Source organism: Serratia sp. TMDUHS_CL (genome assembly GCF_037137105.1).
GTDB classification, from domain to species: Bacteria; Pseudomonadota; Gammaproteobacteria; order Enterobacterales; family Enterobacteriaceae; genus Serratia; species Serratia nevei.
The window spans coordinates 257,932-279,405 of sequence record NZ_JBBBDV010000002.1 but is presented as its reverse complement, the minus strand read 5'-3'; the positions used below and the strand labels follow the sequence as shown (position 1 = coordinate 279,405).

At 61.7% G+C, this 21,474-nt stretch carries 20 protein-coding genes; 11 read left to right on the top strand and 9 right to left on the bottom strand.

The window, feature by feature from the left end:
• The first annotated feature begins 14 nt into the window (after positions 1-14).
• The 4 genes from gsiB (at position 15) to WCL58_RS04990 (ending at position 3,643) form a co-directional block, all read left to right on the top strand.
• Entirely contained in the window at positions 15-1,550 is a 1,536-nt protein-coding gene (gsiB, locus tag WCL58_RS05005) for a glutathione ABC transporter substrate-binding protein GsiB (protein ID WP_060436885.1), read from the top strand.
• Between the two features lie 52 nt (positions 1,551-1,602).
• A complete protein-coding gene (gsiC, locus tag WCL58_RS05000) occupies positions 1,603-2,523 on the top strand; it encodes a glutathione ABC transporter permease GsiC (protein ID WP_038880960.1) in 921 nt (306 codons plus the stop codon).
• Positions 2,524-2,532: 9 nt separating this feature from the next.
• Entirely contained in the window at positions 2,533-3,441 is a 909-nt protein-coding gene (gene gsiD, locus WCL58_RS04995) for a glutathione ABC transporter permease GsiD (protein WP_336850653.1), read from the top strand.
• An 85-nt stretch (positions 3,442-3,526) separates the two neighbouring features.
• Positions 3,527-3,643 (top strand): CcdB family protein, encoded by a 117-nt coding sequence (locus WCL58_RS04990; RefSeq protein ID WP_204275811.1) that lies wholly within the window; start codon positions 3,527-3,529, stop codon positions 3,641-3,643.
• A 35-nt stretch (positions 3,644-3,678) separates the two neighbouring features.
• Here WCL58_RS04990 and fghA read toward each other — a convergent pair whose 3' ends face one another.
• From fghA to ptrR, 3 genes are read right to left on the bottom strand one after another with little or no spacing between them, the layout of a single operon-like run.
• Entirely contained in the window at positions 3,679-4,521 is an 843-nt protein-coding gene (gene fghA, locus WCL58_RS04985; RefSeq protein WP_015377214.1) for an S-formylglutathione hydrolase, read from the bottom strand.
• A 14-nt stretch (positions 4,522-4,535) separates the two neighbouring features.
• Entirely contained in the window at positions 4,536-5,660 is a 1,125-nt protein-coding gene (locus WCL58_RS04980; protein WP_038880962.1) for an S-(hydroxymethyl)glutathione dehydrogenase/class III alcohol dehydrogenase, read from the bottom strand.
• Positions 5,661-5,690: 30 nt separating this feature from the next.
• Positions 5,691-6,611, bottom strand: a complete 921-nt coding sequence (gene ptrR / locus WCL58_RS04975) for a putrescine utilization regulator PtrR (protein ID WP_102984997.1) — start codon at positions 6,609-6,611, stop codon at positions 5,691-5,693.
• 105 nt (positions 6,612-6,716) lie between these two features.
• Between ptrR and WCL58_RS04970 the strand changes: the two genes are divergently transcribed.
• From WCL58_RS04970 to mglC, 7 genes are all read left to right on the top strand, one after another.
• The gene (locus WCL58_RS04970) at positions 6,717-7,874 is read left to right on the top strand and encodes a YbfB/YjiJ family MFS transporter (RefSeq protein WP_033646786.1); all 1,158 of its coding nucleotides are present in this window, start codon (positions 6,717-6,719) and stop codon (positions 7,872-7,874) included.
• A 244-nt stretch (positions 7,875-8,118) separates the two neighbouring features.
• A complete protein-coding gene (folE, locus tag WCL58_RS04965; RefSeq protein WP_004938969.1) occupies positions 8,119-8,784 on the top strand; it encodes a GTP cyclohydrolase I FolE in 666 nt (221 codons plus the stop codon).
• 79 nt (positions 8,785-8,863) lie between these two features.
• Complete coding sequence (gene yeiB, locus WCL58_RS04960) at positions 8,864-10,036, top strand: DUF418 domain-containing protein YeiB (RefSeq protein WP_147839539.1); 1,173 nt, start codon at positions 8,864-8,866, stop codon at positions 10,034-10,036.
• 126 nt (positions 10,037-10,162) lie between these two features.
• Positions 10,163-11,200 carry an HTH-type transcriptional regulator GalS gene (gene galS, locus WCL58_RS04955; protein ID WP_141958559.1) on the top strand — a complete coding sequence of 346 codons (1,038 nt, stop codon included), beginning with the start codon at positions 10,163-10,165 and terminating at the stop codon, positions 11,198-11,200.
• A gap of 264 nt (positions 11,201-11,464) precedes the next feature.
• Positions 11,465-12,457 carry a galactose/glucose ABC transporter substrate-binding protein MglB gene (mglB, locus tag WCL58_RS04950; RefSeq protein WP_060440366.1) on the top strand — a complete coding sequence of 331 codons (993 nt, stop codon included), beginning with the start codon at positions 11,465-11,467 and terminating at the stop codon, positions 12,455-12,457.
• Positions 12,458-12,556: 99 nt separating this feature from the next.
• Complete coding sequence (mglA, locus tag WCL58_RS04945) at positions 12,557-14,065, top strand: galactose/methyl galactoside ABC transporter ATP-binding protein MglA (RefSeq protein ID WP_336850650.1); 1,509 nt, start codon at positions 12,557-12,559, stop codon at positions 14,063-14,065.
• Positions 14,066-14,076: 11 nt separating this feature from the next.
• A complete protein-coding gene (gene mglC / locus WCL58_RS04940) occupies positions 14,077-15,087 on the top strand; it encodes a galactose/methyl galactoside ABC transporter permease MglC (RefSeq protein WP_004938953.1) in 1,011 nt (336 codons plus the stop codon).
• A 64-nt stretch (positions 15,088-15,151) separates the two neighbouring features.
• On the opposite strand, the gene sanA is transcribed toward mglC, so the two are convergent.
• The 6 genes from sanA to WCL58_RS04910 form a co-directional block, all read right to left on the bottom strand.
• On the bottom strand, positions 15,152-15,895 hold the full coding sequence (gene sanA / locus WCL58_RS04935; protein ID WP_004938948.1) for an outer membrane permeability protein SanA: 744 nt from the start codon (positions 15,893-15,895) through the stop codon (positions 15,152-15,154).
• Positions 15,896-16,064: 169 nt separating this feature from the next.
• The gene (locus WCL58_RS04930) at positions 16,065-17,762 is read right to left on the bottom strand and encodes an NAD-dependent malic enzyme (RefSeq protein WP_004938945.1); all 1,698 of its coding nucleotides are present in this window, start codon (positions 17,760-17,762) and stop codon (positions 16,065-16,067) included.
• Between the two features lie 221 nt (positions 17,763-17,983).
• The gene (gene cdd / locus WCL58_RS04925) at positions 17,984-18,868 is read right to left on the bottom strand and encodes a cytidine deaminase (protein WP_060421403.1); all 885 of its coding nucleotides are present in this window, start codon (positions 18,866-18,868) and stop codon (positions 17,984-17,986) included.
• Positions 18,869-19,005: 137 nt separating this feature from the next.
• Positions 19,006-19,701: a CidB/LrgB family autolysis modulator gene (locus WCL58_RS04920; protein ID WP_019454415.1), complete on the bottom strand. Its 696-nt coding sequence runs from the start codon at positions 19,699-19,701 to the stop codon at positions 19,006-19,008.
• Entirely contained in the window at positions 19,698-20,105 is a 408-nt protein-coding gene (locus WCL58_RS04915) for a CidA/LrgA family protein (protein ID WP_336850648.1), read from the bottom strand. Before WCL58_RS04915 ends, WCL58_RS04920 begins: the two co-directional genes overlap by 4 nt.
• A gap of 138 nt (positions 20,106-20,243) precedes the next feature.
• The gene (locus tag WCL58_RS04910; RefSeq protein ID WP_187322169.1) at positions 20,244-21,455 is read right to left on the bottom strand and encodes an MFS transporter; all 1,212 of its coding nucleotides are present in this window, start codon (positions 21,453-21,455) and stop codon (positions 20,244-20,246) included.
• Positions 21,456-21,474: the final 19 nt, after the last annotated feature.

The following is a 21,474-nucleotide window of genomic DNA, read 5'->3' as shown; positions in this document are numbered from 1 at the left end:
GAGAGACAAGCGACATGAAGCACACATTCAAACGCAATGCGCTGTTGGCCGCCGTACTGCTGGCGGCGGGAACCGGCCCGGTCTGGGCGGCGAAGGACGCGGTGATCGCCGTGGCCTCCAATTTCACCACCCTCGATCCTTACGACGCCAACGACACGCTGTCGCAGGCGGTGGCCAAGTCGTTCTATCAGGGGCTGTTCGGCTTCGACAAGGACATGAAGCTGGTGAACGTGCTGGCGGACAGCTACGAGGTCAGCAAAGACGGCCTGACCTACACGGTCAAACTGCGCCAGGGGATTAAATTCCACGACGGCACCGCGTTCAACGCTGAGGCGGTGAAGGTAAACCTCGATCGCGCCAGCAACCCGGACAGCCACCTCAAGCGCTACAACCTGTTCAAGATGATCGACAAAACCGAGGCGGTGGACGCCGATACGGTGAAGATCGTGCTGAAAGCGCCGTTCTCGGCGTTCGTCAACAACCTGGCGCACCCGGCGGCGGCGATCATCTCGCCGGCGGCGCTGAAGCAATACGGCAAAGAGATCGGTTTCCACCCGGTCGGTACCGGGCCGTATCAGTTCGTGACCTGGAATCAGACCGATTTCGTCAAGGTGAAGAAGTTCGACGGCTACTGGCAGCCGGGGCTGCCGAAGCTCGACAGCATCACCTGGCGCCCGGTGGTGGATAACAACACCCGCGCGGCGATGCTGCAGACCGGCGAGGCGACCTTCGCCTTCCCGATCCCCTACGAGCAGGCCAAGGTGCTGGAGGGCAACGCCAAGCTGGACGTGGTGGCCGCCCCGTCGATCCTGCAGCGTTACATCAGCATGAACGTCACCCAAAAGCCGTTCGACAACCCGAAGGTGCGCCAGGCGCTGAACTACGCCATCAACAAGGACGCGCTGATCAAGGTGGCGTTCGCCGGTTACGCGGTGCCGGCGGAAGGGCCGGTGCCGCCGGCCATTGACTTCGCCGCCCGCTATAAGCCGTGGCCGTACGATCCGGCCAAGGCGCGCGAGCTGCTGAAAGAGGCCGGCTACCCGAACGGCTTCACCACCACGCTATGGTCTTCCCACAACCACAGCACCGCGCAGAAGGTGCTGCAGTTCACCCAGCAGCAGCTGGCGCAGGTGGGGGTGAAAGTGACGGTGACGGCGATGGATGCCGGGCAGCGTGCGGCGCAGGTGGAGAGCGTCGGGGTGAAGGACACCGGCGTGCGGCTGTTCTACACCGGCTGGTCGGCCTCGACCGGGGAAGCGGACTGGGCGCTGTCGCCGCTGTTCTCTACCCAGGCGGCGCCGCCGAAGCAGTTTAACACCGCGTTCTACAGCAATCCGCAGGTGGACAAGGATCTGACCGACGCGCTGGCGACCACCGATCGCGCCGAGAAGCAGAAACTGTATCAGGACGCGCAGGATCGCATCTGGGCCGACGCGCCCTGGATCTTCCTGGCGACCGAACGTCTGTTGTCGGCCAACAGCAAGCAGCTGAGCGGCTTCTACGTGATGCCGGATACCTCGTTCAACTTTGATAACGCCGATCTGAAATAAGGCGCCCATCCCCGCCCGTGGCCAAGCGGCGGCGGGCGGGGGAAGGAATGAGATGCTCAATTATTTTCTGAAACGACTGCTGGGCCTGATCCCGACTCTGCTGATCGTGGCGGTGCTGGTGTTTCTGTTCGTTCACCTGCTGCCGGGCGATCCGGCGCGGCTGGCGGCGGGGCCGGAGGCCGACGAGGCGGTGGTGCAGCTGGTGCGCAAGGATTTGGGGCTGGATAAGCCGCTGCCGCAGCAGTTCGCGCACTTCTTCGTCAACGCGCTGCGGGGCGACTTCGGCATCTCGATGGTGTCCAAACGCCCGGTGAGCGAAGAGATCGCCTCGCGCTTTATGCCGACCTTCTGGCTGACCGTCACCAGCATGCTGTGGGCGGTGGCGTTCGGCCTGGCGATCGGCGTGGTGTCGGCGGTGTGGCGCAACCGCTGGCCGGATCGCCTCGGCATGACGCTGGCGGTGTCGGGGATCTCGTTCCCGGCCTTTGCGCTCGGCATGCTGCTGATGCAGGTGTTCTCGGTCGAGCTGGGGTGGCTGCCGACGGTGGGCGCCGACAGCTGGCGGCACTACATTCTGCCTTCGATCACCCTGGGGGCGGCGGTGGCGGCGGTGATGGCGCGCTTCACCCGCGCTTCGTTCGTCGAGGTGCTGCAGGAGGACTACATGCGCACCGCGCGCGCCAAGGGCGTGCGGGAAAGCGTGGTGGTGATGAAACACGGCCTGCGCAACGCGATGATCCCGGTGGTGACCATGATGGGGTTGCAGTTCGGCTTCCTGCTCGGCGGTTCGATCGTGGTGGAGAAGGTGTTCAACTGGCCGGGGTTGGGGCGGTTGCTGGTGGACTCGGTGGAGATGCGCGATTACCCGGTGATCCAGGCTGAGGTGCTGCTGTTCTCGCTGGAGTTCATCCTGATCAACCTGCTGGTGGATATGCTGTACGCGGCGATCAACCCGGCGATTCGTTATCAATGAGGACGCGGCATGATTAAGCATTGGCGGCGCAACGCCGCACTGAAGGCGATGCCGCTTATCGACTCCAACGCGGTACGCACGCCGTGGAGCGAGTTTTGGCGGCGTTTTCGCCGCCAGCGGGCGGCGCTGGTCGCCGGCCTGTTCGTGCTGCTGCTGATTGCGGCGGCGCTGCTGGCGCCTTATCTGGCACCGTTCGATGCGGAAAATTATTTCGATTACGACCGGCTGAACGAAGGGCCTTCGCTGATGCACTGGCTGGGTGTCGATTCCCTCGGGCGCGATATCTTCAGCCGCATCCTGATGGGCACGCGCATTTCGCTGGCGGCCGGGGTGTTCTCGGTGCTGGCGGGCGGGGCGATCGGCACCCTGCTGGGGCTGCTGGCCGGCTACTATGAGGGCTGGTGGGATCGCCTCACCATGCGCGTCTGCGACGTGCTGTTCGCGTTTCCCGGCATTCTACTGGCGATCGGCGTGGTGGCGATCATGGGCAGCGGCATGGCCAATGTGATCGTCGCGGTGGCGATCTTCAGCATTCCGGCCTTCGCCCGCCTGGTGCGCGGCAATACGCTGGTGCTGAAGCACCTGACCTATATCGAATCGGCGCGCAGCATCGGCGCCTCGGACTGGACCATCATCCTGCGGCACATTCTGCCGGGCACCCTGTCTTCGATCGTGGTCTATTTCACCCTGCGCATCGGCACCTCGATCATCACCGCCGCCAGCCTGTCGTTTCTGGGCCTGGGCGCCCAGCCGCCGACGCCGGAGTGGGGGGCGATGCTCAACGAGGCGCGCGCCGATATGGTGATCGCGCCGCACGTGGCGATCTTCCCCAGCCTGGCGATATTCATCACCGTGCTGGCCTTCAACCTGTTGGGCGACGGATTGCGCGACGCGTTGGATCCGAAACTGAAGGGGTGAGGGTATCGCTGAATTGGCATACCCCTGTTTTAGAGTTTTTTGATGAAGATTTGACCGGTGTATATTACAGGGATGAGGAATGGGTATGACACATGAGATGGCTGCCGTACGTATTTCACAGATCGGGAAGGCCGTTGGTAATGCCAATGAGCATAGGAATCAAATTAAAGCTGCCATCGATTTTCTGATTGATGGCTTTTGAAGAAATCCGGGCGGTTAACCGCCCGGATTTTTTTATCAGCGGAACAGGTGCTCGGCGTGGAAGCGCAGGTGATCCTCCACGAAGGTGGCGATGGTGAAGTAGCTGTGATCGTACCCCGGCTGAATGCGCAGCGTCAGCGGCCAGTCGCGCTGGCGCGCCAGCTCCGCCAAGCGCGCCGGCTGCAGCTGGTCGGCCAGGAACTGGTCGTCGTCGCCCTGGTCGATAAGGACCGGCATTTTTTCCGCGCCGCTGGCCAGCAGATGGCAACTGTCGTACTGCAGCCACTGGCTTTCGTCGCTGCCCAGATAGGCGGTGAACGCCTTGCGGCCCCACGGCACCTGGCACGGGTTCACGATCGGCGCGAACGCCGATACCGAGCGGAAGCGCTGCGGATTGCGAAACGCCATCATCAGCGCGCCGTGGCCGCCCATCGAGTGGCCGAAGATCGACTGACGATCGCTGACGCTGAAGTGCTGTTCGATCAGCGCCGGCAGTTCGGCGCTGATGTAGTCGTACATGCGGAAATGGCGATCCCACGGCGCCTGGGTGGCATTCAGGTAGAACCCGGCGCCCTGGCCCAGATCGTAGCCTTCGTCGTTCGGCACTTCGTCGCCGCGTGGGCTGGTGTCCGGCATCACCAGCACCAGACCCAGCTCGGCGGCGATGCGCTGCGCGCCGGCTTTCAACGTGAAGTTCTCGTCGTTGCAGGTCAGCCCCGACAGCCAGTACAGCACCGGCGGCGGGTTGTCATCGCGCGGCGGCGGCAGGTAGATGCTGAATGTCATGTTGCAATTCAGGCTCTGCGCCGCGTGGCGATAGCGCTGCTGCCAGCCGCCGAACATGCGGTGCTCTTCGAGAAGTTCCAATGACAACGTCATCTCTGCCTCCTGGCTTATTGGTCGAAGTGGATGACGGAACGGATCGATTTGCCTTCGTGCATCAAATCGAACGCTTCGTTGATCTGCTCCAGCCCCATGGTGTGGGTGATAAAGTCGTTCAGCGCGAATTCGCCGTCCAGATAGCGCTCGACGATGCCCGGCAGCTGCGAACGGCCCTTGACGCCGCCGAACGCCGAACCGCGCCAGACGCGGCCGGTGACCAGTTGGAACGGCCGGGTCGAGATCTCTTCGCCGGCGCCTGCGACGCCGATGATCACCGATTCGCCCCAGCCCTTGTGGCAGCACTCCAGCGCGGAACGCATCACGTTGACGTTGCCGATGCACTCGAAGGAGAAATCGACGCCGCCGTCGGTCAGCTCGACGATCACTTCCTGAATCGGCTTGTCATAGTCTTTCGGGTTGATCAGATCGGTGGCGCCCAGCTTGCGGGCCAGATCGAACTTGCTGGTGTTGATGTCGATGCCGATGATGCGGCCCGCGCCGGCCATCTGCGCGCCGATGATCGCCGACAGGCCGATGCCGCCCAGGCCGAAGATCGCCACGGTGTCGCCCGGTTGCACTTTGGCGGTGTTCATCACCGCGCCCATGCCGGTGGTCACGCCGCAGCCCAGCAGGCACACTTCTTCCAGCGGCGCTTCCTTGTTGATTTTCGCCAGTGAGATTTCCGGCACCACGGTGTACTCGGAGAAGGTGGACGTGCCCATGTAGTGGAAGATCGGCTTGCCGTCCTTGAAGAAGCGCGTGGTGCCGTCCGGCATCAGCCCTTTGCCCTGGGTGGCGCGGATCGCCTGGCACAGGTTGGTCTTGCCGGATTTACAGAATTTGCACTCGCCGCACTCCGGGGTGTAGAGCGGGATCACGTGATCGCCGACCGCCACGCTGGTGACGCCTTCACCGACCGCTTCCACTACGCCGCCGCCCTCGTGGCCGAGGATCGCCGGGAACACGCCTTCCGGATCTTTGCCGGACAGGGTGTAGGCATCGGTGTGACAAACGCCGGTGGCGACGATCCGCACCAGCACTTCGCCTTTTTGCGGTGGCATCAGCTCGACTTCTTCGATCTTCAGCGGCTGGTTCGGGCCCCAGGCAACGGCGGCGCGGGTTTTGATCATCTCCATCATAGTCTCCTCAGTGGTTTTCTTTTTAAATCAGGCGATATCGACAACGTCTGATAAATCGTTGGGGGTGCTTTCATCAACATCGGCGGTTTCCGTCTGTTCAATAATCAACTCTTTCAGCGCGCGCACGTTCGGCCCGAACGCGTCGCGGCGCCACAGCAGCCAGGTGGCGGTGTCGGCCACGTCCGGCGGCAGGGTGTGAACCCGAACCCGCTCATGGCCCGGCAGCAGGCTCAGCACCGAATGCGGGATCATCGCCAGCCCGGCACCGCTGGCGACGCAGGCCAGCATGGCGTGATAGGACTGGATCTCCATAATTTGCCCCGGCCGCGCGCCTTCGCGCTTGAACCAGGCCTCCAGCCGCAGGCGGTAGGAGCAGCTGGCGCGAAAGGCGAACAGCGTCTCGCCATTGGCGTCTTTGGCGCTGTGGATCGGCGCGTGATCGAGACAGGAGATCACCACCATATGTTCAGGATAGGCGATGCAGCCGTTCAGCTCGTCATAGGGTACCGGGCCGTCGACCAGCGCCGCGGCCAGCGTGCCGGCGCGCACCCGATCGGCGATTTCGCCGGAGGTGCCGGTGGTCAGCGACAGCGAAACCTGCGAGAAGCGCTGGTGGTAAGCCGCCAGCAGCGAGGGCAGGCGGGTAGCGGCGGTGCTCTCCATCGAGCCGAGGGCGAAGTTACCCGCCGGTTCGCCGGCGTGGGTGATGCTCATCGCCTCGTCGCTCAGCGCCAGGATGCGGTTGGCGTAGCACAGAAAGTTATGGCCCATCGGCGACAGGCGCAGGCGCTGTTTTTCGCGGATAAACAGATCGGCGCCCAGCTCCTGCTCGAGCTGGCGCAGCCGGGTGGTCAAATTCGACGGCACGCGGTGCAGCTGCTCGGCGGCGCGGGCGACCGAGCCGGTTTCCGCCACGCAGCAGAACATGCGAAGCTGGGTCAGATCCATAATATTCTCGTTTCGTGATGAACTTGATAACTATTATTCAGTTTTTGTGAGTTTAATACTGCGGCATGATACTGGCAACTTTCTTTTAACCTTTTGGATACCGGTATGGCTTTACGTATTGCCTTGAGCGGTTTTGCCGCGCTGATCGTCGCGATGGGCATTGGCCGCTTCGCTTTTACTCCCCAGGTGCCGCTGATGATCGCGGAGCACCAGTTCAGCCTGACCGGCGCCGGGCTGGTGGCGGCGATCAACTATTTGGGCTACCTGTGCGGCGCCTACGACGCGATGCGCGCCACGCGCCACGTCGAGCGGCGCCTGTGGTTGGGCGTATGGGGCGCGATGGCGCTGACGTTGCTGTCGGCGCTGGCGCAGGATGAATGGACGCACGGTGCGCTGCGCTTCGTCATCGGCTGGGCCAGCGGCTGGGCGATGGTGCTGGTGGCGGCCTGGACCAACGAGCGGTTGGCGCACTACGGCCGGCCGGCGCTGAGCGCGGCGGTGTTCGCCGGGCCGGGCGCCGGTATCTTCCTCAGCGGCATGCTGGCGGTGGGTATCAACACGCTGGGGCTGACGGCAGCGCAGGCCTGGCTGGTGTATGGCGGGCTGGCGCTGGTGTTGGTCGGAGGAATTAGCGCCTTTCTGCCGCGCAGCGGCGAGCTGCATCGCCCGGATGTGGCCCCGGAGCCGCTGCTGCTGACGCCGGCGCTCAAACGCCTGGTGTGGAGCTACAGCCTGGCCGGTTTCGGCTACATCCTGCCGGCGACGTTCTTGTCGCAGATGGCGGCGGCACGTTTTCCCGGCAGCCTGTTCGCGCAGTTCGTCTGGCCGGTGTTCGGCGGTGCGGCGGTGCTGGGGATTGTGATCGGCATTTTGACCCGTCATCGGCTGACCACCCAGACCCGACTGGCGATCACGCTGTGGATACAGGCGCTGGGCGTACTGAGCGCCGAAGTGGTGCCGGGCGTGGCCGGCCTGGCACTCGGGGCGTTGCTGACCGGCGGCGGTTTTCTCTGTGTGGTGCAGCTCGCCCTTCAGCACGGCCGTGAACTGGCGCCGCGCCATGCGCGTTACATGGCCGGGTTGCTGACCACCGGTTATGCGATCGGCCAGCTGGTTGGGCCGATGCTGTCGGCGCTGTCGACCGCCATGACCCATCGGCTGGAGCCGGCGTTGTACGTGGCGGTGGCGGCGCTGTTGGTGGCCGGTGCGCTGGTGGTGAATACCCCGGCGCGGCGGCTGGCGCAAAAAACGGCGATGCGCTGATTAAAATCCATACAAAAAGCGTGGGATCCCGCAGCCGGCCTGATTGTGCTAAATGCGAATATTTCACCTGCGGATGAAGCACTATCACTGGATAATCGCCGCGCTCTCATCTACAGTGGGGGCAAAATCTTGACCGGGTTCACGTTATCCATCACGAAAACTCTGCCGTCACGAGAGCAAGCAATTCGCCGGCCGCACGCCCTACCAGGCCGCCGGCGGGTTCCGTCCGCAGGAGAACAAGTACATGACATCATTAAGTAAAGAAGCCGCGCTGGTGCATGCGGCGCTGGAAGAGCGTGGTCTGGAAACACCGCTGCGCGGGGAAGTGCTGGATCGCGAAACGCGCAAGCGCCGCATCAAAGAGCACATGACCGAAATCATGCAGCTGCTGAATCTCGATCTGTCCGACGACAGCCTGGCGGAGACGCCGCATCGCATCGCCAAAATGTATGTCGACGAGATCTTCTCCGGGCTGGACTACGCTAATTTCCCGAAAATCACCGTCATCGAGAACAAAATGAAGGTGGATGAGATGGTGACGGTGCGCGATATCACGCTGACCAGCACCTGCGAGCACCACTTCGTGACCATCGACGGCAAGGCCACCGTGGCCTATATCCCGAAAGACTCGGTGATCGGCCTGTCGAAGATCAACCGCATCGTGCAGTTCTTCTCCCAGCGTCCGCAGGTGCAAGAGCGCCTGACCCAGCAGATCCTCGTGGCGCTGCAGACGCTGCTCGGCACCAATAACGTGGCGGTATCGATCGATGCGGTCCATTATTGTGTCAAGGCGCGCGGCATTCGCGACGCGACCAGCGCCACCACCACCACCTCGCTGGGGGGGCTGTTCAAGTCCAGCCAGAATACCCGCCAGGAGTTCCTGCGCGCGGTGCGTCATCACCAGGGGTGATGGCGTTGCGGGGCGACCCGCACGACGACAACAGGCGCCTGCGGGCGCCTTTTTCATGAGCGGAAGACAGCGATAAAAAATGAACAGTCACCCTCTGCCGCGCATCGCCACGCTGGACTGCGTGCGCGGCATCGCCATTCTCGGCATTTTATTGCTGAACATCAGCGCCTTCGGCTTGCCGAAGGCCGCCTATCTCAACCCGGCCTATCTGGGCATGCCGTCGTCGCGCGACGCCTGGACCTGGGCACTGCTCGATCTCTTCGCCCAGGCGAAGTTCCTGGCGATGTTCGCGCTGCTGTTCGGTGCCGGGCTGCAAATGCTGTTGCGGCGCGGCAAAAGCTGGATCCGCGCGCGGCTGTCGTGGCTGGTGCTGTTTGGCCTCGCGCACGCCATCTTCCTGTGGGACGGCGATATTCTGTTGGCCTATGGGCTGATCGGCCTGGTGTGCTGGCGCATGATCCGCGAAGCCAAAGAAACCTTCCAGCTGCTGAAAACCGGCGTGGTGCTCTATCTGATCGGCGTAGCGGTGCTGCTGCTGCTCGGCTTCGTTTCGCACGGTGAGCCGGGCAGCTTCTGGCAGCCGGGCGTGGCGGAGCTGCAGTACGAGAAGTTCTGGAAGCTGCAGGGCGGTTTCGAAGCCTGGCGCAGCCGCGCCGATCTGCTCTCGTCCAGCCTGTTGGCCATCGGCGCGCAGTATGGCTGGGAGCTGGCGGGGCTGATGCTGTTCGGCGCCGGGCTGATGCGCAGCGGCTGGCTGCGCGGCAGTTATTCCTCCGGTTATTACCTGCGGCAGGCGGCGTGGCTGCTGCCGCTTTCGGTGCTGATCCAGCTGCCGGCGGTGGCGCTGCAATGGCAGGTCCACTGGGACTATCGCTGGAGCGGTTTCCTGTTGCAGGTGCCGCGTGAGCTGGGCGCCCCGCTGCAGGCGATGGGCTATCTGGCGCTGTGCTACGGTTTCTGGCCCGCGCTGTCGCGCATGCGCATCGCCCACTGGCTGAGTCTGGTGGGGCGCATGGCGCTGAGCAACTACCTGCTGCAAACGCTGATCTGCACCACGCTGTTTTATCGCTTCGGTCTCTATGCGCAGTTCGACCGGCTGCAGCTGTTGGCGTTCGTGCCGCTGGTCTGGCTGGCCAACCTGGCGTTTTCCGCACTGTGGCTGCGTTACTTCGCTCAGGGGCCGATGGAATGGCTGTGGCGCAAGCTGACGCAGCTGGCCGCCGGCGCAGCGGAACCCAAAACGCAGAAGTGAGCGCCAGCCGGCAGGTTAAAAAAATGTATGTAAACGTTTTCTTTCCTGTGACGTAATTCACGCGAGCAGCGGGCCAATCGGGGTAGGATAGCGCCACCGGCCACTACCCCGATTTCAGGATCCCGCATGCCTCCAGTTCATCCGATCACCATTCGCGACGTGGCGAAACGCGCCGGGGTCTCCGTGGCGACCGTCTCCCGCGTGCTGAACCACAGCGCGCTGACCAGCAAGGAGACGCGCGAGCAGGTGCTGCAGGCGGTGGCGGAGCTGGGCTATCGCCCCAACGCCAACGCGCAGGCGCTGGCGACCCAAAGTAGCGATACCCTGGGCGTGGTGGTGATGGACGTCTCCGACCCGTTTTTCGGCGCGCTGGTGAAAGCGGTAGACACGGTGGCACAGAAACACCACAAATACCTGCTGATCGGCAACAGCTATCATCAGGCGGGCAAAGAGCGCCACGCGATCGAAGTGCTGATCCGCCAGCGCTGTAATGCCCTGATTGTTCATGCCAAAGCCCTGAGCGACGCCGAGCTGATCGGCTTTCTGGAGCAGGTGCCGGGCATGGTGCTGATCAACCGGATTATCCCCGGCTATGAGCCGCGCTGCGTCGGGCTGGATAACGTCTGCGGCGCGGAAATGGCGATGCGTCTTTTGCTGTCGCAGGGCCATCGGCGCATCGGTTATCTGGGCTCCAATCACCCGATCGAAGACGGGCCGCTGCGCCAGCAGGGCTATGCGCAGGCGATGGCCGCCGCCGGGCTGGCCACGCCCGACAACTGGCGCGCCTACGGTTCGCCGGATCTGCAGGGCGGCGAGGCGGCGATGGTGGAACTGCTGGGGCGTAACTTGCAGCTGAGCGCGGTGTTCGCCTACAACGACGCCATGGCCGCCGGCGCCATGGCGGTGCTGAAAGAAAACGGTATCACAGTGCCGCAGCATTTCTCGCTGATCGGCTTCGACGACATCCCCATCGCACGTTACACCAGCCCCAAGCTCACCACGGTGCGCTATCCGATCGTCTCGATGGCCACGCTGGCGACCGAGCTGGCGTTGCAGGGCGCAGCAGGCCTGGCGGAGCCGCAGGCCGCTCATCTGTTCATGCCGACGCTGGTACGGCGCCATTCTGTCGCCCCCTGGCAAAGTGAGGCGACGGTCACTCTCTGACGATTTAATCTTGTGTAACCGTTTTCAATCTGTGAGAAAATTCACAGAATATTAACATCGCGCCGTCTATGCTCTAGGCGTTTTCCGGCGCAAAGGCCCTTGCCGCTGCAACCTTTACCTCGCGCTGACACAGCATTTCTCGGAAATAACAAGATCCACGGACGACAGGTGTTGAGTGGAAATCGCCTGGCCTGGGGTGTGCGCACTGCCGGTGACCATTGGCTCAAAGACGAGTAATACCCTACACAGAACCGGAGACTGACAATGAATAAGAAGGTTTTCACCCTGGCCGCCCTGGCCGCAGCCATGATGTTTGGCGCCGCAGCCCATGCTGACACCCGTATTGGCGTCACGATTTACAAGTACGACGACAACTTCATGTCGGTGGTGCGCAAGGCTATTGAGAAAGACGCCAAGGCTTCACCGGACGTCACCCTGCTGATGAATGACTCGCAGAACGACCAGTCCAAGCAGAACGATCAGATCGACGTGCTGCTGGCCAAGGGCGTGAAAGCGCTGGCGATCAACCTGGTCGACCCGGCCGCGGCGCCGGTGGTTATCGATAAGGCGCGCGCAAACGATATCCCGGTGGTGTTCTACAACAAAGAACCTTCCCGCAAGGCGCTGGACAGCTACGACAAGGCGTATTACGTCGGCACCGATTCCAAAGAATCCGGCGTGATCCAGGGCGAGCTGATCGCCAAACACTGGAAAGCCAACCCGGCCTGGGATCTGAACAAAGACGGCCAGATCCAGTATGTGCTGCTGAAGGGCGAACCGGGCCACCCGGATGCCGAAGCGCGCACCACCTACGTGGTGAAAACGCTGAACGAAAAAGGCATCAAGACCCAGCAGCTGCAGATGGATACCGCGATGTGGGATACCGCGCAGGCGAAGGACAAGATGGACGCCTGGCTCTCCGGCCCGAACGCCAACAAGATCGAAGTGGTGATCGCCAACAACGACGCCATGGCAATGGGCGCGGTGGAAGCGCTGAAAGCGCACAACAAGACCAGTATCCCGGTGTTTGGCGTCGATGCGTTGCCTGAAGCGCTGGCGCTGGTGAAATCCGGCGCGATGGCGGGCACGGTGCTGAACGACGCCGACAACCAGGCGAAAGCCACCTTCGAGCTGGCGAAGAACCTGGCGGCGGGCAAACCGGCCACCGAAGGCACCCAATATAAAATCGAAAATAAAGTCGTGCGTATTCCTTACGTCGGCGTAGATAAAGACAACCTGTCTCAGTTTGTTAAATAAGAATTGAGATCCCGCTAAGACCCCGCCGGCGGCGCCAACACCAGGAATACCGCTGGCGGGGATGTTTACGACTGCAAGATCGTTAAGCCAGGTGTATTTATGGCCGATAGCTCACGCGAATTTCTGCTGGAAATGACGGATATCTGTAAGTCATTTCCCGGCGTCAAAGCCTTGGACAATGTCAATTTACGCGTCCGCCCGCACTCGATTCACGCCCTGATGGGGGAGAACGGCGCGGGGAAATCGACGTTGCTGAAATGCCTGTTCGGCATTTACAAAAAAGACAGCGGCAGCATTGTGTTTCAGGGCCGGGAGATCGATTTCAAGAGTTCGAAGGAAGCGCTGGAGCACGGCGTTTCCATGGTGCACCAGGAGCTGAACCTGGTGCTGCAGCGCACCGTGATGGACAACATGTGGCTGGGGCGCTACCCGACCAAAGGCCTGTTCGTCGATCAGGAAAAAATGCTCAAAGACACTCAGGCGATCTTCGACGAGCTGGATATCGACATCAACCCGCGCGAAAAGGTGGGCAACCTGTCGGTGTCGCAGATGCAGATGATCGAGATCGCCAAGGCGTTCTCCTACGACGCCAAAATCGTCATCATGGATGAACCGACCTCTTCGCTGACGGAAAAAGAGGTCAATCACCTGTTCACCATCATCCGCAAGCTGAAAGAGCGCGGCTGCGGCATCGTCTATATCTCGCACAAGATGGAAGAGATCTTCCAGCTGTGCGACGAGATAACGGTGCTGCGTGACGGGCAGTGGATCGCCACCCAGCCGCTGGAAGGGCTGGATATGGACAAGGTCATCGCCATGATGGTCGGCCGTTCGCTCAGCCAGCGCTTCCCCGACAGGCAGAACACGCCGGGTGAGGTGATCCTCGAGGTGAAGAACCTGACGTCGCTGCGCCAGCCCTCGATTCGCGATGTGTCCTTCGATCTGCACCAAGGCGAGATCCTCGGCATCGCCGGGCTGGTGGGCGCCAAGCGCACCGATATCGTCGAGACGCTGTTCGGCATTCGCGAAAAGGTGGCGGGCACCATCAAGCTGCACGGTAAGGCGATCGACAACCACAGCGCCAACGAAGCGATCAACCACGGTTTTGCGCTGGTGACCGAAGAACGCCGTTCCACCGGGATTTATGCCTACCTCGACGTGGGCTTCAACTCGCTGATCTCCAATATCCGCAATTATAAAAACAAGCTCGGCCTGCTGGATAACGCGCGGATGAAGAGCGACACCCAGTGGGTGATCGACGCCATGCGGGTGAAAACGCCGGGGCATCACACCCATATCGGCTCGCTGTCCGGCGGCAATCAGCAGAAGGTGATCATCGGCCGTTGGTTACTGACGCAGCCGGAGATCCTGATGCTGGATGAACCGACGCGCGGCATCGACGTGGGCGCCAAGTTCGAGATTTATCAGCTGATGACCGAACTGGCGAAGAAGGGCAAGGGGATCATTATCGTCTCGTCCGAAATGCCGGAGCTTTTGGGGATCACCGACCGTATTTTGGTGATGAGCAATGGTCAGGTTGCGGGCATCGTTAACACTAAACAGACCTCGCAAAATGAAATCTTACGTCTCGCCTCCCTGCACCTTTAAGGATCGGAATTATGAACGCGCTAAATAAAAAAACCTTATTTACCTATTTCAAGGAAGGCGGCATTTACGTGGTGTTGCTGGTGCTGCTGGCCATCATCATCATTCAGGATCCGACTTTCCTCAGCCTGATGAACCTGAGTAACATCCTGACGCAGTCTTCGGTGCGCATCATCATCGCGCTGGGCGTGGCGGGGCTGATCGTGACCCAGGGCACCGACCTGTCCGCCGGGCGGCAGGTGGGGCTGGCGGCGGTGGTGGCGGCCACGCTGCTGCAGTCGATGGATAACGTCAACAAGGTGTTCCCGCACATGGAAACCTGGTCGATTCCCCTGGTCATCCTGCTGGTGTGTGCGGTCGGCGCGGTGATCGGCCTGGTTAACGGCCTGATTATCGCCTATCTCAACGTGACGCCGTTCATCACTACGCTGGGCACCATGATCATCGTCTACGGCATCAACTCGCTGTATTACGATTCGGTCGGCGCTTCGCCGGTCGCGGGCTTCGATCCGAAGTTTTCCACCTTTGCCCAAGGTTTCTTGCGCTTCGGCGACTTTAAGCTGTCGTACATTACCTTCTATGCGCTGATCGCCATCATATTCGTCTGGATCCTGTGGACCAAGACCCGCTTCGGCAAGAACATCTTCGCCATCGGCGGCAACCCGGAAGCGGCCAAGGTGTCCGGGGTCAACGTGCCGTTGAACCTGATCATGATCTATGCGTTGTCCGGCGTGTTCTACGCCTTCGGCGGCCTGCTGGAAGCGGGGCGCATCGGCAGCGCCACCAATAACCTCGGCTTTATGTACGAGCTGGATGCCATCGCCGCCTGCGTGGTGGGGGGCGTCTCCTTCGCCGGCGGGGTGGGTACGGTGTGGGGCGTGGTGACCGGGGTGATCATCTTCACCGTCATCAACTACGGCCTGACCTATATCGGCATCAACCCGTACTGGCAGTACATTATCAAGGGCAGCATCATCATCTTCGCCGTGGCGCTGGACTCGTTGAAATACGCCAAGAAGAAGTAGATTTGCCACCTCGCAGACCACAAGGCCGGCCTATTGCCGGCCTTTGTTTTGGGCGTTTGCCGCGTCAGGGCTGTTTGGCTTTCTGCTTCTCTTCTTTCAGCTTGTGCTCCAGTTCCACCAACTGTTCCGGTGAAACTGCGGGATAGCCCTGGGCGTCTTCCGGCACGGTGTGCATGGCGGAGATCGGGATCAGCGGGCCAAGGAAGCGCGGTTCGCGCTTGAGGATGTACAGATCGGTCAGCGCGCCCAGGCGAGCGAAGATCTCGCGGGCGCGGACCGTCATCATGTCTTTCGGCGACGGCACCGCGTAGCACTGCGCCTGAATGCCCATGTGCAGGGCGATGAACAGCGCGCGCTCGCAGTGGAAACGCTGGGTGATGATGATGAAATCGTTGGTGTCGAACACCTTGCGGGTGCGCACGATGGAGTCCAGGGTACGGAAACCGGCGTAGTCCAGCACGATATCGCTCGGCGCCACGCCAGCGGCGATCAGATCGCGACGCATGGTCATCGGCTCGTTATAGCTTTGCTGGGCGTTGTCGCCGCTCAGCAGCAGGTATTTCACCTTGCCGCTGTTATAGGCGTTGATCGCCCCCTGAATGCGGTAACGGTAGTACTGGTTGATCACCCCGGTGCGGTAATACTTGGCGGTGCCGAGCACCACGCCGACCTGGCGGTGCGGCAATTCTTGCAGTTCGTCGTAGACGTAAGGCGCGGTTTTCCAGCTGATCCAGCGATCCAGCGCAATAGCCGAACCCATCAACACCGCAATGATGATGAACAGGCTGATGATCAGGCGTTTCCACATGTTGTTGCCTTACGCGCGCCGGGCTGAAAAAGATGGATCAAGGCTACTTTACCTGACCGATCGACGCAAGACGCGAACCGCCTGAAGCACGCGCAACGCCGCATTTTTAGGCGGTTTTGTCGCACAAAAAAGCCCGGCGGAGCCGGGCTGGGTCAATTTAGCGCGCCAGTTAGAACGAAGTGCGCTTGTAGCTGCGGTACTGCGGCCGCCAGAAGTTGTGCTCGATGGCTTTCGACAGCGCGTCTTCGGAGGTGACGATCGCCACGCCCTGCAGCTGCGCCGCTTTACCCACTTCCATGGCGATGCACTTCGACACGCCCTGAATATCGTCGATATTCGGCAGCAGTGCGCCGTGGCCGTCGGTGGCCAGCGGCGAACAGTCCGCCAGCGCGCGGCTGGCGGCCATCAGCATGGCGTCGGTGACGCGGGTGGCGCCGGAGGCCAGCACACCGAGGCCAATCCCCGGGAAGATGTAGGAGTTGTTGCACTGGGCGATCGGGTACAGCTGCTCTTTATAGCTCACCGGCGCGAACGGGCTGCCGGTCGCCACCAAGGCGGCGCCGTCGGTCCAGTTGATGATGTCTTCCGGGCGGGCTTCCACGCGCGAGGTCGGGTTGGACAGCGGCATCACGATAGGGCGTTCGCAGTGCTTGTGCATTTCGCGGATCAGCTCTTCGGTAAACAGCCCCGGCTGGCCGGACACCCCGATCAGAATGGTCGGCTTGGCGTTGCGCACCACGTCCAGCAGCGAGATGGCGTCGCTGGCGGTTTCCCAACCGGCCAGGTTGTCGCTCTTCTGTACCAGCTTGCTCTGGAAATCGAGCAGGTTCGGCAGTTTGTCGGTCAGCAGGCCGAAGCGGTCGACCATGAATACGCGGGCGCGCGCTTCGTCTTCGCTCAAACCTTCGGACTTCATCTGCGCGATGATTTGCTCGGCGATGCCGCAGCCGGCGGAACCGGCGCCGAGGAAGGTGACAGTCTGATCGCGCAGCTGGCTGCCGGCGGCGCGGCTGGCGGCGATCAGGCTGCCGAGGGTGACCGCGGCGGTGCCCTGGATGTCATCGTTGAAGCAGCAGATCTCGTCGCGATAGCGGTTCAACAGCGGGGTGGCGTTGTTCTGCGCGAAGTCTTCGAACTGCAGCAGCACGTTCGGCCAGCGGCGTTTGACCGCCTGAATAAACTCTTCGACGAAGGCGTGGTACTCCTCGCCGGAGATGCGCGGATGGCGCCAGCCCATGTACAGCGGATCGTTGAGGCGCTGCGGGTTGTTGGTGCCGACGTCCAGCACCACCGGCAGCGTGTAGGCCGGGCTGATGCCGCCGCAGGCGGTGTACAGCGACAGCTTGCCGATGGGGATGCCCATGCCGCCGATGCCCTGGTCGCCCAGGCCGAGGATACGCTCGCCGTCGGTGACCACGATCACCTTGACGTTCTGCTTGGTGGCGTTTTGCAGCATGTCATCGATGCGATCGCGGTTCGGGTAGGAGATGAACAGCCCGCGCGCGCGGCGATAGATATCGGAGAAGTGTTCGCAGGCCTCGCCGACGGTCGGGGTGTAGATGATCGGCATCATCTCGCTCAGGTGCGAGTCCAGCAGGCGGTAGAACAGGGTTTCGTTGGTGTCCTGGATGTTGCGCAGGTAGATGTGCTTGTCGTTGTCGTTCTTGAAATCCTGGTACTGACGGTAGGCGCGTTCCACCTGTTCTTCGATGGTTTCCACCGCTTCCGGCAGCAGGCCGTGCAGGTTGAAGTGGCTACGTTCTTCCTCGGTGAAAGCGCTGCCTTTGTTCAGCAGCGGAAATTCCAGCAGAATCGGGCCGGCGTAAGGGATGTAGAGCGGGCGTTTGCTTTCGTATTCTAGTTCCATCAGTTTTACTCTTCACGTATCAGATAACTTTATTGCCGACGATCCTAAGAGATAAAGAGAAGATGTACAGCATTTGTTGCCAGATGATGAACCAGGTTGGCGTAATTATCGACAATCAAATGATTTTTTAACTAAAGAAAGTCTCTCTGGCGGCGTTGGGGCATTGTATTTGGCGGGCGGGGCTGTTAGCGGCGGAACCGGATGGCTCCGCCGTGGTGCGCTTAGAACGCGGCGCGGCTGACGTTTTGGCAGCCCAGCGCCGCCAGCGTGGCACGGGTGGCGTCCCACTGGCTGAGGATCGCCTCTTGCGGTTCGACCAGCACGGCGCGGCGGATGTTCAGGCAATCGCCGCCGGAGAGGTTCAGCAGGATCAGCGCGGCCTGCAGCGGCGGCAGGCTCGGGTTGAAGGCGGCGTTTTCTGCATAGCGGCCGGCGTAGAGGTTACCGTCCTGCGTTTCCAGCGCCACGCCGCTGTGGGCGTTGCTGTACGGTGCGTGGCTCTGATTGGCCGCAGCCAGCGCCGCCTGCGTCAGCGCATCGTCCAGCGCCAACCGATGGCCGTGATCGACCTTGTCCATCAGCAGCGAAGCGATATCCAGATCTTTCGGGCCGAAGGCGTCCGGCAGATAGTCCGCCAGCGTGGCCGGCGCGCGGCCCGGCAGACGGATCTGCAGCTCGCCGCCGCTGTTCAGTTCATTCATAAACTGACGGCAGTGGCCGCACGGCGTGTAGTTGACGGTGACCGAGGCCAGCGCAGGCTCGCCGCGCAGCCAGGCATGGGTAACCGCACATTGTTCTGCATGCACGGTTTGCTGCAGCGGTGCGCCGCTGAATTCCATATTGGCGCCGAAATAGAGGTTGCCACTTTGCCCGCGCGCGATGGCGCCGACGTGGAAGTGCGATATCGGGGTTAACGAGCAGGCCGCCGCCAGCGGCAGCAGCGCGAATGCCAGCGCGTCATCGTCCAACCCGCAGCCTGTGCGGATCGCCGCCGCTTGCTCGGCCGTGAACATCGCCGGAAAGTCAGGCGCGTCCAGATAGGGCCGCAGGGCGGATTGCAGTGTCGCAGGCAGTGCGCTGAACGCGGTGTGAAAACGCGGATGCATAGAAAGTCTCTCTACAGGTTAACGGGATAACATTCTAGGCAGGCCAGAGACATTAAAGTGTGATTAATGTCTCTTAATTGATGAAATTAATGCAATGAGATACATAAATGCGAGATGTATCGCAAGTTTCACCCTGTTCAACCGAACAGGTGCAGCAGCACAGGGAACAGGAACGGTGCCAGCAGGGAGGTGATGATGCCGCAGATCACCAGCGCCAGCGAGCCGAAAGCGCCTTCCTGGTAGTCCATCTCCGCGCAGCGTGCGGTGCCCAGCGCGTGGGATGCGGTACCCATCGCCAGACCGCGCGCCGAGTGGGTGGTGATTTTCAACAGGTTGAACAGCGTATGGCCGAACACGGCGCCAAGGATGCCGACGAAAATGACGCAGACCGCGCTGATCGCCGGAATGCCGCCGAGCGAGTCCGCGACGGCCATCGCGATCGGCGTAGTGACCGATTTCGGCAGGATAGAGGCGGCGATTTCCGGCGTGGCACCCAGCCACAGGGCGATGGCGCCACCGCTGATCATGGCGGTCAGGCTGCCGATGAAGCACACCGCGATAATCGACTTCCAGCGCGCGCGGATCTGGTGCAGCTGTTCATACAGCGGGAAGGCCAGCGCGACGACCGCCGGCTGCAGCAGATCGTTGAGGATTTTGCTGCCCTGAAAGTAGCGCTCATAGGGGATGCCGGTGAGCAGCAGCAGCGGGATGATCACCGCCATGGAAACCAGCAGCGGGTTGAGCAGCGGCATGTTCAGCTTGCGCGCCAGCCAGCGCGCGGCGAAATAGACCGCCAGCGTCAGCGGCAGCGACCACCAGATTTCATGGATCATGGGTTGCCCTCCGTGTCATCGGGCTTACCGGCGATGCGGCGCTCGCGGTGAAAATAGTGTGAGGTATAGCCGACCACCACCAGCACCATCAGCGTGCTGATGAGGCAAGAGATAACCAGTGGGCCCAGATGCGCGACGATCTGGTCATAGTATTTCATCACCCCGACGCCGATCGGCACGAACAGCAGCACCATGTAGCGGATCAGCAAGTGGCAGCCGGGTTTAACCCATTTGGCCGGCAGAATCTGGGTAGAGAGCAGGGCGAACAGCAGCAGCATGCCGAGGATGCTGCCGTGAATGGCGAACGGCAGCAGCGCCGCCAGCGCATTGCCGACGAACAGACAAAGGTAGATGAGGAGCAGGGCTCTCAGGTATTTCCAGCACAGTGTGAGCACGTTGGCCATTGTCTTTTCCCGTTTAACTGATGCATTCATCATACAATTAAACTGTGAGCCATGCCACAGATCGCACCATGAATTCTCGCTATGGATGCCATGCCCGATCGGCGGGTTGACAGCCCGCAATGGCTGCTACGCGCGGGCTCAGCGCGTGTCTTCGGCGGTTGTCGCCGCGTGTTCCGCCAGCCGGTGGCCGAGGAAGAAAAACAGCAGGCTGAGCAGCGCGGCGACGATCAGCATCACGAACATCAACGGCGGCGCAGCATAGCTGAGCAGCACCCCGCACAGCACCGGGTTGATGGCGCCGCCCAGCGCGCTGAGGTTCTGTACCCCATAGTAGCTGCCTTTCAGGTGCGGCGGCGCGATAAAGTCGATGAACATGTATTCCACCGGGATAACGATGATTTCGCCGAGGGTAAACACCGCCATCGCCGCCAGCCACAGCCAGACCGCCTGGCCGGCCACCATAAAACCGAGCAGCCCGACGATGAAAAACAGCGTGCCCAGCGCCAGCCAGCGCAGCATGTTTTCCTGACGCATGCCGCGGCTGAGCAGGTATTGCAGGGCGATGACGATGCTGGCGTTGACGATCATCACCAGCCCGATGATTTTGTAGGCGAACTCGGCGCTGGAGACGGTGATCAGGTATTGCGACAGATAGCCGGTGAACTGACCGAACACGACGGCACCCAGGGTACTGCCGAGAGTGAAGTAGATCAGCCGCCGATCGCTGCGCAGGATAGTCACCGTCTGGCGGAAGTTGGGGAGCGCCGCGGGGGCGGCGGCTGGCGTTGCGCGCTGTTCCCGACCGCGCAAGCGCAGGCTTAGCGTCGCCACCGTCGCCAGCGCCAACCCGCCCGACAGGTAAAACGGCAGCAGTGGGCTAAGCCCGGCCACCAGAACGCCGAGCGCAGAGCCGATCGCCCAGCCGACGTTGACCAATGTGTAGTTGATTGAGAAAGCCTTGATGCGCTGCTCGACCGGCAGCCAGTCGGCGAAACAGGCCTTAATGGTGATGCTCAGCACAGAATAACAGGTATGCAGGATCGCCAGCACCACGATCACGCCGCCGGGGCGCGGGATCCAGGGAAGGGCGAAGAAGCTCAGCGCAAACAATAAAATCGATAGCAGGATCAGGCGGTTCTTGCTGAATTTGTCCACCAGATAGCCGCCGTACAGGCTGGCAAGGATGCCGAGGGTCAGGCTGACGCCCAGGATCACGCCCACGCTCTTCGGCAGCAGATGGAAATGCTCGGTGAGATAGATGGTAATGAACGGCAGCGTCACGCCGCGGCCGATGGTCAACACCAGCGAACTGGCCAGCAGCATGTTAATCAGCGAGGGGAATCCCTTCATTCGAAGCCTGTGTATGCAT

Coding starts and splice junctions, on each gene's coding strand:
- gsiB (WP_060436885.1), top strand. CDS start 15: ATGAAGCACACATTCAAACGCAATGCGCTGTTGGCCGCCGTACTGCTG.
- gsiC (WP_038880960.1), top strand. CDS start 1,603: ATGCTCAATTATTTTCTGAAACGACTGCTGGGCCTGATCCCGACTCTG.
- gsiD (WP_336850653.1), top strand. CDS start 2,533: ATGATTAAGCATTGGCGGCGCAACGCCGCACTGAAGGCGATGCCGCTT.
- WCL58_RS04990 (WP_204275811.1), top strand. CDS start 3,527: ATGACACATGAGATGGCTGCCGTACGTATTTCACAGATCGGGAAGGCC.
- fghA (WP_015377214.1), bottom strand. CDS start 4,521: ATGACGTTGTCATTGGAACTTCTCGAAGAGCACCGCATGTTCGGCGGC.
- WCL58_RS04980 (WP_038880962.1), bottom strand. CDS start 5,660: ATGGAGATGATCAAAACCCGCGCCGCCGTTGCCTGGGGCCCGAACCAG.
- ptrR (WP_102984997.1), bottom strand. CDS start 6,611: ATGGATCTGACCCAGCTTCGCATGTTCTGCTGCGTGGCGGAAACCGGC.
- WCL58_RS04970 (WP_033646786.1), top strand. CDS start 6,717: ATGGCTTTACGTATTGCCTTGAGCGGTTTTGCCGCGCTGATCGTCGCG.
- folE (WP_004938969.1), top strand. CDS start 8,119: ATGACATCATTAAGTAAAGAAGCCGCGCTGGTGCATGCGGCGCTGGAA.
- yeiB (WP_147839539.1), top strand. CDS start 8,864: ATGAACAGTCACCCTCTGCCGCGCATCGCCACGCTGGACTGCGTGCGC.
- galS (WP_141958559.1), top strand. CDS start 10,163: ATGCCTCCAGTTCATCCGATCACCATTCGCGACGTGGCGAAACGCGCC.
- mglB (WP_060440366.1), top strand. CDS start 11,465: ATGAATAAGAAGGTTTTCACCCTGGCCGCCCTGGCCGCAGCCATGATG.
- mglA (WP_336850650.1), top strand. CDS start 12,557: ATGGCCGATAGCTCACGCGAATTTCTGCTGGAAATGACGGATATCTGT.
- mglC (WP_004938953.1), top strand. CDS start 14,077: ATGAACGCGCTAAATAAAAAAACCTTATTTACCTATTTCAAGGAAGGC.
- sanA (WP_004938948.1), bottom strand. CDS start 15,895: ATGTGGAAACGCCTGATCATCAGCCTGTTCATCATCATTGCGGTGTTG.
- WCL58_RS04930 (WP_004938945.1), bottom strand. CDS start 17,762: ATGGAACTAGAATACGAAAGCAAACGCCCGCTCTACATCCCTTACGCC.
- cdd (WP_060421403.1), bottom strand. CDS start 18,868: ATGCATCCGCGTTTTCACACCGCGTTCAGCGCACTGCCTGCGACACTG.
- WCL58_RS04920 (WP_019454415.1), bottom strand. CDS start 19,701: ATGATCCATGAAATCTGGTGGTCGCTGCCGCTGACGCTGGCGGTCTAT.
- WCL58_RS04915 (WP_336850648.1), bottom strand. CDS start 20,105: ATGGCCAACGTGCTCACACTGTGCTGGAAATACCTGAGAGCCCTGCTC.
- WCL58_RS04910 (WP_187322169.1), bottom strand. CDS start 21,455: ATGAAGGGATTCCCCTCGCTGATTAACATGCTGCTGGCCAGTTCGCTG.